Below are 14,145 nucleotides of genomic sequence, written 5' to 3'. Positions count from 1 at the left end.
GCGAGCATTATAAGGCGAATGGGTCGGCTTGCCGCTGCCGGCGCCCCCATGTGCATTAAGCTGCTGTTTTTGTGCCGCAGCCGGCCAGCCCGGCATGGCGCGATGCGGCAAAAGGCGGCATGATATGCACGACTTGGGTGTCACGCCGGCGTCACATGAAGCTAAAACGCGCGGGACGCGACATTTTTTGCCGCTTTTCTCTCCATTGCATCCGTTATCTCAATCCAGCCACATTTGAACGCGCTGCCCAACCGGTTCCTGTCCCGGCTTCTCCCCCGTTTCCTGCCGCAATCCAGCGGCGAGCTTGACGTCGAGACCCGCGCCAAGCTGATGGCCATCGTGCACAAGAACGCGCCGACCGCCATCGTCGCTGCCGTGCTGCTGCCGGCGCTGACCACGCTGGGATTCTGGGGCGATGTCAGCCACGCGGCGCTGCTGGGCTGGTGCGGGATCATGCTGCTGCTGACCGCGGGCGGGCTGTGGTTCCATTTCGGCTATCAGCGCGACGGCGCTTCGATGAGCCGTTCCGCGCATACGCGCAAATGGTGGAACAACATGCGCGTGCTGGCGATGCTGACCGGGGTGACCTGGGGCACCTCGGCACTGCTGCATTTGTATACGGACTCGGTGGTCTTCTCCAGCGTGCTGTACCTGCTGACGCTGGGCGTGCTGGCCGGCGGCGCGGTATCGCAGGCGCCGGTGCCGTCCAACCTGGTGTACGCCGGCGTGCCGATCCTGGTGCCCAGCATCCTGATGGCGGAGTTTGCCTTCCCCGGGCATGGCGCTTATGTACAGGGCCTGCTGGTGATCTACGCGCTGATGCTGTCGCGCCATGCCTTCAACCTGCAGGTCACGCTGGTGCGCGCGATCCAGCTCGAGGGTGACAGCCGCCGCCTGGCCAAGCAGTTCCAGGAAGAAAAGGAGCGCGCGCTGCATGCCAGCGAAGAGAAATCGCGCTTCCTCGCCGCCGCCAGCCATGACCTGCGCCAGCCGGTACATGCGCTGGTGATGCTGGTGGAGGCGCTGCGCGCGCGCAACCAGTCGTCGGCGCTTCATCCGCTGGTGGAGCAGGTGGCCGCGGGCACGCAGACCATCGACCTGCTGTTCCGCTCGCTGCTGGACCTGTCCAAGCTCGAGGGCCGCAAGGTCCTGCCGACGCTGGAGCCGTGCGAGCTCGGTGCCCTGATCCGCGACGTGATGAGCCAGTTTGCCGCCGACGCCCGCGAAAGCGGCCTGATGCTGACCCCGCGCGTGCCCGACGAGCTGTACGCGATGGCCGAGCCGGTGCTGCTTCGCCGCGCGCTGTTCAACCTGGTGCAGAACGCGCTGCGCTATACCCAGCGCGGCGGCGTGCTGGTGACCGCGCGCCAGCGCCGCAAGCACGTGCGGCTGGAGGTGTGGGACACCGGCGCCGGCGTCACGCCCGAGCACCTGCCCGAAATCTTCTCGCCCTACTACCAGGTCAACAACCCGCAGCGCGATCCGTCTCAGGGCCTTGGCCTTGGCCTGGCGATCTTCAAGGAATGCGTGCGGCTGATGCGCGGCACCTATGGCGTGCGCTCGGTGCCGGGCAAGGGTTCGGTGTTCTGGTTTGCATTGGCCCCGGTGCCGGCCGAGACGGTCGCCAGCGTGCGCGAGATGCGCGCCATGGCGCAGGCCCAGGAAGCCAAGCCTGACCGGCTGCAGGGCACGGTGCTGGTGGTCGACGACGACAGCCAGATCCGCAAGGCGTGGATCGCGCTGATGGAAGCGTGGGGCATCCACGTGGCCTGCGCCGCGCACGGCGCCGAGGCCGACAAGCTGTTTGCCAAGGGCCTGCGCCCGGACATCATCTTCTGCGACCTGCGGCTGCCCGGCAGCGAGAACGGCCTGGACCTGCTGGAGCGCTGGCAGAACACGCAGCCGCAGGCACGCAGCGCGCTGCTGACCGGCGACCTGAAATCGGCCGCGCTGGCGGCGGCGGAAGAGGCGGGGTATTTCGTGCTGCCCAAGCCGGTGGACCCGGCATCGCTGCGGCTGCTGCTGCGGCGCTGGCTGCGCCCGGCTTAGGCTGGGGAGGTCAAGCGCTGCGCCTTACTGGCGCAGACGGAACCGTTCCATCCGGGACATCACCTGCATCCGGGTACGCACGCCCAGGCGTTGCAGGATCGCCGAGACGTGCTCCTTGACCGTGTTCTCGGTCAGCCCAAGCCGGCGCGCGATCACCTTGTTCGGCAGGCCTTCGAGCACCAGGGCCAGCACGGACCCCTGGCGCGGCGTCAGGCCCAACTCGGCCGGCGTAACCGGGATGCCGTGCGCGGGGCCAAAGGACTGGGCCCGCCCGTTCAGGGCTTCATCGGTAGGGAAGGAGGTGTCGCCCGCCAGCACCTTGCGCACCGCGGCAGTGAAGGCATTGGCATCGAGATGCTTGCCGACGAAGCCGCATGCCGACAGCGCACGGGCGCGGCCGACGATTTCGGGCGTGGCTTCCGCGGACATAAAGATAAAGCGCGCCCCGGGGATGACGGTCTTGAACGACTGCATGGCATCGAAGCCGGTGCCGTCATTCAGCCAGATATCGAGCAGCACGATATCGGGGCGCAGCCCCTGCTGAAGGCTCGTCAGGGCTTCGCGGGCACTGCCGGCGGCGTGTACCGCGACATCCGGCATGACTTCGGCAAGGAAGGCCGTGGTGCCTGACAAGGCCATAGGATGATCATCGACCACCAACAACGTCGGTGCAGCGTTCGACATGCGAATTCCCGTCTAATTTCCCGTTTCGTCCTTGTTGTCACCCGCTCGCTCGGAGCACTGTGTCGTTGAAACCCTGCACAGGATTGGCGCGTGGACGTAGCGCCCACTCTAGCAGAGGGGGCGAAGCGTCACAATCCATCAATCGGGGGTATACGGCACCACCGTCACATGTTAGAGACATTGCGCCCTGTCCCGATCTAGTGAATTAAGCACCTAATGGGTTCGCTTTACCGGAGTTTAGTGCCTCGCCTTGGTAGAATTGCGCGATGAAAAAAATTGTCATCTTGATTTCCGGGCGTGGCTCCAACATGGAAGCCATCGTCCGGGCCTGCGCGGGAGGCGGCTGGCCGGCCCGCGTGGCAGCGGTGCTGTCGAACCGGCCCGATGCCGCCGGGCTGCAGTTCGCGCAGCAGCAAGGCATTGCCACGGGCGTGGTCGACCATCGCCAGTTCCCCGACCGCGCCTCGTTTGACGTCGCGATGGCCGAGGCCATCGATGCCCACGCGCCCGACCTGGTGGTGCTGGCCGGCTTCATGCGCATCCTGACGCCGGCTTTCGTCGACCGCTATGCGGGCCGGTTGCTGAATATCCACCCGTCGCTGCTGCCGTGCTTCCCGGGGCTGAACACCCACAAGCAGGCGCTGGACGCCGGCGTCAAGCTGCACGGCGCCACTGTGCATTTCGTTACCCCGGAACTCGACCATGGTCCGATCGTGATCCAGGCGGCACTTGACGTGCTGCCGTCCGACACGCCTGAAAGCCTGGCCGAGCGCCTGCTCGACTGCGAGCACCAGATCTATCCCCGCGCCGTACGCTGGTTCGTCGAGGACCGCCTGCAACTGCAGGACGGCGTGGTCAACGTTATCAACCCGGCCGAGCCGCAATTGCTGATGGCCATCTCCGCCAATACCCTGGCGGCAGGAGTCAAGGCATGAGCCGCAACCAGGCAGGAACCCGTCCCACCCGCAGCGAGGGCCACGCGCCTCCGCGCGGCAAGAGCAAGGGCAAGGGCAAGGGCAGCCCCATCCGCAGGCCCGCCAACGGCAATGCCGGCCACGACGGCGCGCCGCGCATGCACGGCGGGCTGCATGCCGCGCATATCCAGCATATCGACCGCCTGCTCGGGAAGGTCATGCTGTTCGCGCGCCCGGCCGATGCCGTGGTGAGCTATTACTTCCGCGAGAACAGCAAGCTGGGCCATCGCGAGCGCGGCATCATCGCCGAGGCCATCTATGCGGTGCTGCGCCGGCGCGTAGAGTTCGCGCAGTTTGCCGAAAGCGGCACCGGCGCAAGCTCGCGCCGCCTGGCGCTGCTGGGCCTGGCGGCCACCCTGGGACGCGACGTGCTGACGCCGTTCCTGCACCCCGAAGAGGCCGAATGGCTGGACCGCCTGACCACGATCGAACGTTCCAGCCTGGCCCCGCGCGTACGCACCAATCTGCCCGAATGGCTGTACGACGAGCTGGTGCGCCGCCATGGTGAAGAATTTACCGCGGCGCTGGGCGATGCCTGGCTGCGCCCGGCGCCGCTTGACCTGCGCGTCAACCTTGGCAAGACCAGCCGCGACGCAGCGCTGGCCGAGCTGCAGTCAGCCGGCCTGGGCGCCGAGCCGACGCCGATGGCGCCCGCCGGCATCCGCATGGCTGGCAAGCCCGCGCTGAACCAGCTGCCGATCTTCGTCAACGGGCTGGTAGAGGTGCAGGACGAAGGCAGCCAGCTGCTGTGCAACCTGGTGGCGCCCAAGCGTGGCGAGATGGTGGTCGACTTCTGCGCCGGCGCGGGCGGCAAGACGCTGGCGCTGGGCGCCGCGATGCGCTCCACGGGCCGCTTGTACGCCTTCGACGTGTCGGAAAAGCGCCTGGCCAACCTGAAGCCTCGCCTGGCGCGCAGCGGCCTGTCCAACGTCCATCCGGTCCTGATCGACTCCGAACGAGACGCCAAGATCAAGCGCCTGGCCGGCAAGGTCGACCGGGTGCTGGTGGACGCGCCGTGCAGCGGGCTGGGAACGCTGCGGCGCAACCCCGACCTGAAGTGGCGCCAGACGCCGGAGTCGGTGCTGGAACTGACCGCCAAGCAGAGCGCGATCCTTGAATCGGCGGCGCGCCTGGTCAAGGGCGGCGGCCGCGTGGTCTACGCCACGTGCTCCGTGCTCGAAGCCGAGAACGAGGCCATCGTGCGCGATTTCCTCGCCGCGCATCCCAATTTCCGCCTGGTTCCGGCCAGCGAGGCGCTGGCCGACCAGAAGATCGAAGTGCCCGCATTGCCCCAGGATAGCGGCATGTTCGCGCTGTATCCGCATCTGCACCAGACCGACGGCTTCTTCGCCGCAGTGCTGGAACGCACCAGTTGACGCCTGTGGCCGCCGCTGGCGCATGCAGCTGGCTGGCGGTCCAACCCTGAGTCTCCCCGATGAACGGTGAAACCCTGTCCGGCCTCGGCGGCGAGCTGAAGGCCTCCCATTCGATGTTCGGCAGGATGCTGGACGACCTGATCCGCGATGCCGGCGGCCCGGGCTTTTTCTGGCAACTGCTGGTGCTGGCCGGCTGCCTCGCGGTGGCGTGGCCGCTGGGGCGCTACGTGGTGCGCAGGCTCGAGGCGCGCTATGCCAGTTCCAGCTTCTCGCTGCGCTTTGCCGCGGCCAGCCTGGAGCGGGCCATGTTCCCGCTGGCAGGTTGGGTGCTGGTGATGATCGCGCGCTTCGCGCTGGAGCCGCTGATCCCGATCAGCGTGCTGCGGCTGGCGCTGGTGCCGCTGTTCGGCATCACTGCGCTGAATGTCGTCTTCTATATCCTGCGGCGGGTCATGTCCGGCAGCGGGCAGCTGCACGGCATGCTGCTGCTGGTGGAGAAGGTGCTGACCACGCTGGTGTGGCTCGGCATGGCGCTCTATGTGGTGGGGGTGCTGTCGGACGTGGTCGGGTGGATGCAGAATGTGCGCTTCTCGATCGGCGGCAAGCAGAAGATCAGTCTCGCCGACACGCTGATGGCGGGGGTCTGGATCCTGCTGACCGTGCTGGTGGCAATGTGGTTCGGATCCTGGCTGGAAGAGCGGCTGATGCGCTCCGCCAACCTCGACGTCAACCTCAAGGTGGTGCTGACCCGCATCTCCAAGGCCTTGCTGTTGCTGGTGTCGCTGCTGCTGAGCCTGTCGCTGGTCGGCATCGACCTGACCGTGCTGTCGGTGTTCGGCGGCGCGCTGGGCGTGGGCCTGGGCCTGGGTCTGCAGAAGATCGCGAGCAACTACATCTCGGGCTTCATCATTCTGCTGGACCGTTCGGTCAAGCTGGGCGACCAGATCACGGTGGACAAGTACACCGGCATCGTGTCGCAGATCCGCACCCGCTACACCGTGGTGCGCAATGGCGACGGCGAGACGCTGGTGCCGAACGAGCAGCTGGTGGCGCAGGCGGTGCAGAACCATTCGTTCTCGAATACCAATGTGCGCGTGGCGACGCGCGTGCAGGCCGACTACAGCGCCGATCCCGAGACCGTGATCGCACTGCTGACCGAATGCGTGCGCGACTTGCCGCGCGTGCTGACGGATCCGGAGCCTGCGGCCTTCCTGGTGCTGTTCGCCGACAGCGGCATCGAGTACGAAGTCGCGGTCTACGTCGCCGATCCGCAGAACGGCAAGCTTGGGGTGCAATCGGCGATGAACCGCGCCATCTGGCGCACGCTGCGCGATCACGACATTTCGATCCCCTATCCCCAGCGTGAGCTGCGTGTGTTGCACGAGACGCCAATGCCCGGGCCAGGTGCCCCCAAGGCGAGTACCTTGCCGGAAGCCGCCAACGCCACCTAGACTGTCACGTAGGCGTCACTAGACCGTGCGGATGCCAGCCAGGCGGCGAGTTCGGCACCCACGGAACGAAAACCGTTGGACCCCGTCCAAATCCGGGAAATAGCGTATGCTTGCGCCCTCGCCAATCCGGTAGAATGCCGGGTTGTCGCGGGTTGAGACATCCCGCTCCCACATCAGACAGCCGCCAGATTGCAGCGGCTCGTACCTTGTCCCGCCTGCCATGGCCGGCGCCAGACTCGCGTGCCAGGGAGCCCGGAGCGACTTCGGGTCCCGAGGCAAGCGCCAGACAGCTATCGCAATCAATAGATTCGCAGCTATTTTTTCTGCGCGTTGTGTGCACCGGCCCCGCCGGCCTGCACGGGAAGTCCCTGTTTAACCGACGGAGAACAGTTTGTTCGACACTATTCTTGACTGGGCCGCCAACGGCCTTGCCAATTGGGCCTGGTGGGAGATCGTCATCTACACGCTGGTGATGACGCACATCACCATCGCTGGCGTCACCATCTTCCTGCACCGCTGCATGGCGCACCGGTCGCTGGACCTGCACCCGATCGCCCAGCATTTCTTCCGCTTCTGGCTGTGGCTGACCACCGGCATGGTCACCAAGGAGTGGACCGCGATCCATCGCAAGCACCACGCCAAGTGCGAGACCGAGGATGATCCGCACAGCCCGCAGACCCGCGGCATCCGCAAGGTGCTGCTGGAGGGCGCTGAACTCTATCGCGCCGAGGCCAAGAACAAGGAAACCGTTTCCAAGTTCGGCCATGGCTGCCCGAACGACTGGGTCGAGCGCAATGTGTACTCGCGCTTCACCTGGCAGGGCGTTGGCCTGATGCTGATCATCGACCTGGCGCTGTTCGGCGTGATCGGCATGTCGGTGTGGGCGGTGCAGATGCTGTGGATCCCGATCCATGCCGCCGGCATCATCAATGGCCTGGGCCACTGGTGGGGCTACCGCAACTACGATTGCGAAGACGCGTCGACCAATGTGTCGCCGTGGGGCCTGATCATCGGCGGTGAAGAGCTGCACAACAACCACCACACCTACCCGACCTCGGCCAAGTTCTCGATCAAGTGGTATGAATTCGATGTGGGCTGGGGCTATATCCGCGCGATGCAGGCGGTCGGCCTGGCCAAGGTCAAGAAGACCCCGCCCAAGGCGCGCCTGGTGGAAGCCCGTCCGGTCGACCACAACACGCTGGAAGCCATCATCGCCAACCGCTATGACGTGATGGCGCGCTACGCCAAGGCCGTCAAGGGCGCGTTCCGCCAGGAACTGGACAAGCTCAAGGAAGGCGGCGTGGCCGAGTACCGCAGCTTCAAGCCCGCCAGCAAGTGGTTCCACCGCGAGGAGACCAAGCTGGCCGCGCAGCAGCGCGAGCAGCTGGCGAGCATCGTCGAGCAGAACAAGGCGCTGCAGACCTTCGTCGAAATGCGCCGTGAACTGGCCGCCATCTGGGGCCGTTCCAACCTGACGCGCGAGCAGCTGCTGCAGCAGCTGCAGGCCTGGTGCCACCGTGCCGAGGCCAGCGGTATCCAGGCGCTGCACGATTTCTCGCTGCGCCTGCGCCGCTACGCCTGATACAATTCGGCCGCGCCGTATGGTTTGACAAAGCCCCGCCCATGGCGGGGCTTTTGTTTTAGATAAACTCCCCCATGTTCTGGCCGGCCGCACCCTGTTGGCGGAGGTCTAGAGGAGTACCGGAGATGACCCCACAATCGATCAAGACCGTCGAGTTCGAGAAGCCGAACCTCGCGGGTGCCGAAAACGCCACTGGTGGCAGCTGCGTGGCCCATGCCTGGGCCAAGGTGCCGCCGGTGTTGTCGCCCGATGAGCGGCAGTCGCTGAAGGCGCGTATCCGCCGCTTGCTGAAGGAACGCAACGCGGTGCTGGTGGCCCACTACTACGTCGACGCCGACCTGCAGGACCTCGCCGAAGAAACCGGGGGCTGCGTCTCCGACTCGCTCGAAATGGCCCGCTTCGGCCGCGACCACGAAGCCAAGACCCTGGTGGTGGCCGGCGTGCGCTTCATGGGCGAGACCGCCAAGATCCTCAGTCCCGAAAAGACCGTGCTGATGCCGGATCTGGATGCGACCTGCTCGCTCGACCTGGGTTGCCCGGCCGACGAATTCGCCGCCTTCTGCGACGCGCACCCGGACCGCACCGTGGTGGTCTACGCGAACACCAGCGCGGCGGTGAAGGCACGTGCGGACTGGATGGTCACGTCGAGCATCGGGCTGAAGATCGTCGAGCACCTGCACGCGCAGGGCAAGAAGATCCTGTGGGCACCCGACAAGCACCTGGGCAGCTATATCCAGAAGCAGACCGGCGCCGACATGCTGCTGTGGCAGGGCTCGTGCCTGGTGCACGACGAGTTCAAGGGCATCGAGCTGGACCTGCTGCGCCGCGAATTCCCCAACGCCAAGATCCTGGTGCATCCGGAATCGCCCGAAAACGTGGTGGCGCAGGCCGACGTGGTCGGCTCCACCTCGCAACTGATCGAAGCGGCGCAGAAGCTGGACGCGACCGAGTTTATCGTCGCCACCGACAACGGCATCCTGCACAAGATGCGCATGGCCGCGCCTGGCAAGCACTTCATCGAGGCGCCGACTGCCGGCAACAGCGCAACCTGCAAGAGCTGCGCGCACTGCCCGTGGATGGCGATGAACGCGCTGACCAACCTGGCCGAGGTGCTGGAGACCGGGCGCAACGAGATCCACGTCGACCCGGCCATCGGCGCCAAGGCGGTGACCTGCATCAACCGCATGCTCGATTTTGCCGCGGCGCAGAAGCGCAATGTCCGTCCGTCGTCCGACCTGGCGAAGGAACAGGCGCTGTTCCAGGGGATCGGTCCGGCATGAGCGTGAATCCGATTTTCGACAGCTACGGCGCCGCGCTGCAAGCAGCGCTGCAGGCCAACGTGCAGGCCGCCATCGCCGAGGATGTCGGCAGCGGCGACCTGACCGGGCTGCTGGTGCCAGCGGGCAAGGCCGCGCACGCGCGCGTGATCGTGCGCGAAGCGGCGGTGCTGTGCGGACAGCCGTGGTTCGATGCCTGCATGCGAGCGGTCGACCCGGCGCTGGAAGTGCGCTGGCTGCAGGAAGAGGGTGCGCGGATGGCGCCGGACTCGGTGGTGTGCGAAATCACCGGCCCGGCGCGCTCGCTGCTGACTGCCGAACGCCCGTCGCTGAACTTCCTGCAACTGATGTCCGGCGTGGCCACCGTGACGCGCCGCTATGCCGACCTGATCGCCGGCACCCGCGCGCGCGTCCTGGATACGCGCAAGACGCTGCCGGGCCTGCGCCTGGCGCAGAAGTACGCGGTGCGCATCGGTGGTGGCGAGAACCAGCGGCTGGCGCTGTACGACGGCATCCTGATCAAGGAAAACCATATCGCCGCGGCAGGCAGCATCACCGCGGCGCTGCAGGCGGCGCAGGCGCTCGATACCGATGCGTCGGTGCAGGTCGAGGTGGAGTCGCTGGCTGAGCTGGAAGAAGCCCTGGCCGCGGGCGCGAAGTCGGTACTGATCGATAACTTCACCGTGCCGATGATGCAGGACGCGGTGAAGATCAACCAGGGCAGGGCGCTGCTGGAAGTGTCGGGCGGCGTCAATGCCGAGACCATCCGCACTTTCGCCGAGACCGGCGTGGACCGTATCTCGGTGGGCGCATTGACCAAGGATGTGCGCGCGACGGACTACTCGCTGCGTATCATCGGCTGACGCATCGCCAGCACGAAGTCAAAGAAAACGGGGTGGAGCCATCTGGCTCGCACCCCGTTTTTTTTTACCGGACGGCGCTCAGCGCTTGCGGCCGGCGGGCGGCTGCATCACCGTAGGCAGCGCCTTTGGCAGCGAATCCGGATAGTCACGGCTGAAATGGAGCCCGCGGCTTTCATGCCGCGAGTACGCGCTGTCAACGATCAGCGAGGCCACCTCCACCAGGTTGCGCAGTTCCAGCAGGTCGCGCGTGACTCGAAAGTTGGCGTAGTACTCGGCGATTTCCTCGCGCAGCAGGCCGATGCGGTGCTGCGCGCGTTCCAGCCGCTTGCTGGTGCGCACGATGCCGACGTAGTTCCACATCATGCGGCGCAGTTCATCCCAGTTGTGGGACACCACGACTTCCTCGTCGGCATCGGACACGCGGCTCTCGTCCCACGCCGGCAGCGTGATGTTGGGCGCGCCGGCCTTGTCCTTCGAGGCGATGTCTTCCGCCGCGGCGCGGCCGATCACCATGCATTCGAGCAGCGAATTGGAGGCCAGCCGGTTGGCGCCATGCAGGCCGGTGCAGGCAGACTCGCCCACTGCGTACAGGTTGCCGATATCGGTGCGGCCCGCGGTATCGGTGACCACGCCGCCGCAGGTGTAGTGAGCAGCCGGGACGACCGGGATCGGCTCGCGCGTGATGTCGATGCCCAGTTCCAGGCAGCGCGCGTAGATCGTCGGGAAGTGTTCCTTCAGGAAGGCTTCGGGCTGGTGGCTGACGTCCAGGTAGACGCAGTCCAGGCCGCGCTTCTTCATCTCGAAGTCAATGGCGCGTGCGACCACGTCGCGCGGCGCCAGTTCGGCACGCTCGTCGTGCTCGGGCATGAAGCGGGTGCCGTCGGGCAGCTTGAGCAGCCCGCCTTCACCGCGCACCGCCTCGGAAATCAGGAACGACTTGGCATAGGGGTGGTACAGGCAGGTCGGGTGGAACTGGATGAATTCCATGTTCGACACCCGGCAGCCCGCGCGCCACGCCATGGCAATGCCGTCGCCGGTGGCGGTGTCAGGGTTGGTGGTGTACAGGTAGACCTTGCCCGCGCCGCCCGCGGCCAGCACCGTGTGCGTGGCGGTGAGGGTGTGCACCGCGCCGGTGTTGTCGTCGAGCACGTAAAGGCCATAGCACCGGTTGCCCGGCAGCCCCATCTTGCGCGACGTGATCAGGTCGATCGCGAAATGGTCTTCCAGGATGGTGATGTTCGGATGCTGCGTGGCCTGCTGCAGCAGCGTGCTGACCACCGCGTGTCCGGTGGCATCGGCCGCGTGGATGATGCGCCGGCGGCTGTGGCCGCCTTCGCGGGTCAGGTGGAAGCCCAGTTCGGCCTGCTCGTCGCGCGTGAACGGCACGCCGCGGTCGATCAGCCACTGGATCGCTTCGCGCCCGTGCTCCACGATAAAGCGGGTCGCCTCTTCGTCGCACAGTCCGGCGCCGGCGACGAGCGTGTCCTGCGTGTGGTCGTCATGGCTGTCGCCGGAATCCAGCACGGCGGCGATGCCGCCCTGCGCCCAATCGCTGGCGCCCTGCGTCATGGCGCGCTTGCTGAGGATGACAACCCGGTGGGTGTCGGCCAGTTGCAGCGCGACCGTAAGGCCGGCCAGCCCGCTGCCGACGATGGCGACGTCGAAATTCATGATGCGGAGAGAGCGCTGCAGGGCGCCATGCTGATGGGGGAAACAGGAAAGTCTACACCGTGCGCGCCATACCGTGGCCCAATGCGCCGGGCGGGATGGGCGGTGATCGCGCCGGAAGGGCGCGACGCCCGCCGTGGTGTGCCGTACGGCGCGCTTCTTGCCGTCTGCGGGCGTCAACGTTGCGCGTGCAGGGCCACAGGCAAAACGAGCTGCAAATCGAGCGGACAACAAAAAGCCCCGCAACCAGGCGGGGCTTTCTGTCGGGATACCGGATCAATTACTTGATCTTGGTTTCCTTGTAAGCGACGTGCTTGCGAGCGACGGGATCGAACTTCATGATCTCCATCTTCTCGGGCATGGTGCGCTTGTTCTTGGTCGTGGTGTAGAAGTGACCGGTACCTGCGGTCGATTCCAGCTTGATCTTGTCGCGGCCGCCCTTGCTTGCCATGATGTGCTCCTAATTAGACTTCGCCACGTGCGCGCAGGTCGGCGAGCACGGAGTCGATGCCTTTCTTGTCGATCAGGCGCAGGCCGGCGTTCGAGACGCGCAGGCTCACCCAGCGGTTTTCGGATTCAACGAAGAAACGACGATTCTGCAGGTTGGGCAGAAAACGGCGCTTGGTCTTGTTGTTTGCGTGGGAAACGTTGTTGCCGACCATCGGCGCTTTCCCGGTCACTTGACAGACGCGTGCCATGAAGCACTCCTAAATCTTCTTTTCGTGGACAATGTTCGCAACAGATCAACAAAAGGCGCGCGGGCCCGGACTGCAGCGGATGGGACTTCAGTGAAACGTAAATTATAGACCGGAATCCTCCGGCGAATCAATGCCTTCCGTGCGCTGACGGGTCGTGTGTTGTGTCTCGTGCAGCACTGTGCGGCAGGCGTCACAGTCCTGGCAGGCATTCGCAACCATCGGCCAGCGACCGGATTTCCTGGCCGGCCACGATGAAATGGTCGAGCAGATGCACGTCGATCAGTTCGAGCGTCCGTGCCAGCTCGCGGGTCAGGTGCACGTCGCTCTGGCTGGGCGCAGTGGTGCCGGAGGGATGGTTGTGCGCCACGATCACGCCGGCGGCATTGTGCACCAGCGCCTGGCGCGCGACTTCGCGCGGATATACGACGGTGCGCGTCAGGGTGCCCCGGAACAGTTCCTCGCAGGCAATCATGCGGTTGCGCGGATCGAGGAACAGGCACAGGAATACTTCATGCGGCAGCGATGCCAGCGTCAGGCGCAGGTAGTTGTGCACGGCCGCGCGCGAGTCGAAGCCGGTCGGCAGCCGGAGTGATTCGGCCAGCGCGCGCCGCGCCAGTTCGGGAATGGCTTGCAGCTGTGCGTACTTGGCTGCGCCCATGCCCTTGATGCCGGTTAGCGCACCGGGTTCGGACGCGAACAAGGCAGTCAGCGAGCCAAAGCGGTGCATCAGCTCCCGGGCGAGGTCGACCGCACTTTTGCCGGCCGCGCCGACGCGCAGGAACACCGCCAGCAGTTCGGCGTCGGACAGGGCGGCGGGGCCGCATTCCAGCAATTTTTCGCGCGGCCGCTCGCAGGCAGGCCAATTGGCTATGGTCATGGGCATTCGGGGTTGGACCGCCGGCCGGAGAACTGGAAGGGTAGAAGGGGTATACGGCTTCGGCACGGCGAGCGATGGGCCAGTCGAATACAATACGGGTTGTTCCTCGGTTGATCACCCATGAATTTGCAAACTTTCGCGTCGGAAGCCGACGGCGGCACGGCTGGCCGCAAGACTGTCCTGGCCGACTCCTTCCTGACCCTGCACTACAGCATCTCGCTGGAGAACGGCACCGAGGTCGTCAGCACCTTCGACGACAAGCCCGCCACGCTGCTGCTCGGCCAGGGCCAGCTCGCGCCCACGCTGGAGCAGGCGCTGCTGGGCATGCCGGAAGGCGAGCGCATGACTTACCGTCTCGCGCCGGAGCACGCGTTCGGGCCGCGCAATCCCGAACTGCTGCAATGGGTGTCGCTGGCCACGCTGCGCGAGAACAGCTCGTTCGAGGAGGACTACAACCCGGGCGACCTGGTCGAGTTCAATGCGCCCGGCGGCGGCAAGTACGCGGGCGTGCTGAAGGAAATCGGCGAGACCGCGGCGCTGTTCGACTTCAACCATCCGCTGGCCGGACAGACCATCCTGTTCGACGTGCAGCTGATCGGCATCCTCTGATTGCGCCAACGTGCCGACTCCCGTCCAGATACGCAGC

Annotated in this window: 13 protein-coding genes; 8 read left to right on the top strand and 5 right to left on the bottom strand. The window is 65.8% G+C overall.

Annotated features, from left to right (window positions below; translation table 11 throughout):
- Nucleotides 1-234 precede the first annotated feature (234 nt).
- Nucleotides 235-2,049: a hybrid sensor histidine kinase/response regulator gene (locus VSR71_RS03750; protein ID WP_342912563.1), complete on the top strand. Its 1,815-nt coding sequence runs from the start codon at nt 235-237 to the stop codon at nt 2,047-2,049.
- Between the two features lie 24 nt (nt 2,050-2,073).
- On the opposite strand, the gene VSR71_RS03745 is transcribed toward VSR71_RS03750, so the two are convergent.
- Nucleotides 2,074-2,733, bottom strand: coding sequence for a response regulator (locus VSR71_RS03745; RefSeq protein WP_011615962.1), 660 nt, complete (start codon nt 2,731-2,733; stop codon nt 2,074-2,076).
- Between the two features lie 266 nt (nt 2,734-2,999).
- On the opposite strand from VSR71_RS03745, the gene purN reads away from it, so the two are divergent.
- The 6 genes from purN to nadC all read left to right on the top strand — a co-directional run bounded on the left by purN (nt 3,000) and on the right by nadC (nt 10,256).
- Nucleotides 3,000-3,668, top strand: coding sequence for a phosphoribosylglycinamide formyltransferase (gene purN / locus VSR71_RS03740; protein ID WP_342912562.1), 669 nt, complete (start codon nt 3,000-3,002; stop codon nt 3,666-3,668).
- Nucleotides 3,665-5,083 (top strand): RsmB/NOP family class I SAM-dependent RNA methyltransferase, encoded by a 1,419-nt coding sequence (locus VSR71_RS03735; protein ID WP_342912561.1) that lies wholly within the window; start codon nt 3,665-3,667, stop codon nt 5,081-5,083. Before purN ends, VSR71_RS03735 begins: the two co-directional genes overlap by 4 nt.
- A 59-nt stretch (nt 5,084-5,142) precedes the next feature.
- Nucleotides 5,143-6,534, top strand: a complete 1,392-nt coding sequence (locus VSR71_RS03730) for a mechanosensitive ion channel family protein (RefSeq protein ID WP_342912560.1) — start codon at nt 5,143-5,145, stop codon at nt 6,532-6,534.
- 391 nt (nt 6,535-6,925) lie between these two features.
- Nucleotides 6,926-8,116, top strand: coding sequence for a DesA family fatty acid desaturase (locus VSR71_RS03725; protein WP_342912559.1), 1,191 nt, complete (start codon nt 6,926-6,928; stop codon nt 8,114-8,116).
- A 125-nt stretch (nt 8,117-8,241) separates the two neighbouring features.
- Complete coding sequence (nadA, locus tag VSR71_RS03720; RefSeq protein WP_342912558.1) at nt 8,242-9,396, top strand: quinolinate synthase NadA; 1,155 nt, start codon at nt 8,242-8,244, stop codon at nt 9,394-9,396.
- A complete protein-coding gene (gene nadC, locus VSR71_RS03715) occupies nt 9,393-10,256 on the top strand; it encodes a carboxylating nicotinate-nucleotide diphosphorylase (protein ID WP_342912557.1) in 864 nt (287 codons plus the stop codon). The genes nadA and nadC overlap by 4 nt, the downstream gene beginning before the upstream one ends.
- Nucleotides 10,257-10,334: 78 nt before the next feature.
- Here the strand turns inward: nadC and nadB are convergent, their stop codons facing one another.
- The 4 genes from nadB to radC all read right to left on the bottom strand — a co-directional run bounded on the left by nadB (nt 10,335) and on the right by radC (nt 13,499).
- Nucleotides 10,335-11,927: an L-aspartate oxidase gene (gene nadB, locus VSR71_RS03710; protein WP_342912556.1), complete on the bottom strand. Its 1,593-nt coding sequence runs from the start codon at nt 11,925-11,927 to the stop codon at nt 10,335-10,337.
- 277 nt (nt 11,928-12,204) lie between these two features.
- Nucleotides 12,205-12,375: a 50S ribosomal protein L33 gene (gene rpmG, locus VSR71_RS03705; protein ID WP_010814980.1), complete on the bottom strand. Its 171-nt coding sequence runs from the start codon at nt 12,373-12,375 to the stop codon at nt 12,205-12,207.
- Between the two features lie 13 nt (nt 12,376-12,388).
- Nucleotides 12,389-12,622 (bottom strand): 50S ribosomal protein L28, encoded by a 234-nt coding sequence (rpmB, locus tag VSR71_RS03700; RefSeq protein ID WP_006575661.1) that lies wholly within the window; start codon nt 12,620-12,622, stop codon nt 12,389-12,391.
- Nucleotides 12,623-12,812: 190 nt separating this feature from the next.
- A complete protein-coding gene (gene radC, locus VSR71_RS03695) occupies nt 12,813-13,499 on the bottom strand; it encodes a RadC family protein (RefSeq protein ID WP_342912555.1) in 687 nt (228 codons plus the stop codon).
- A 120-nt stretch (nt 13,500-13,619) separates the two neighbouring features.
- Between radC and VSR71_RS03690 the strand changes: the two genes are divergently transcribed.
- Nucleotides 13,620-14,108, top strand: a complete 489-nt coding sequence (locus VSR71_RS03690; RefSeq protein ID WP_029045996.1) for an FKBP-type peptidyl-prolyl cis-trans isomerase — start codon at nt 13,620-13,622, stop codon at nt 14,106-14,108.
- Nucleotides 14,109-14,145 lie beyond the last annotated feature (37 nt).

This window comes from Cupriavidus oxalaticus (genome assembly GCF_038900635.1).
Lineage (GTDB): Bacteria > Pseudomonadota > Gammaproteobacteria > Burkholderiales > Burkholderiaceae > Cupriavidus > Cupriavidus oxalaticus_B.
This window is presented reverse-complemented; position numbering and strand designations above follow the sequence as displayed.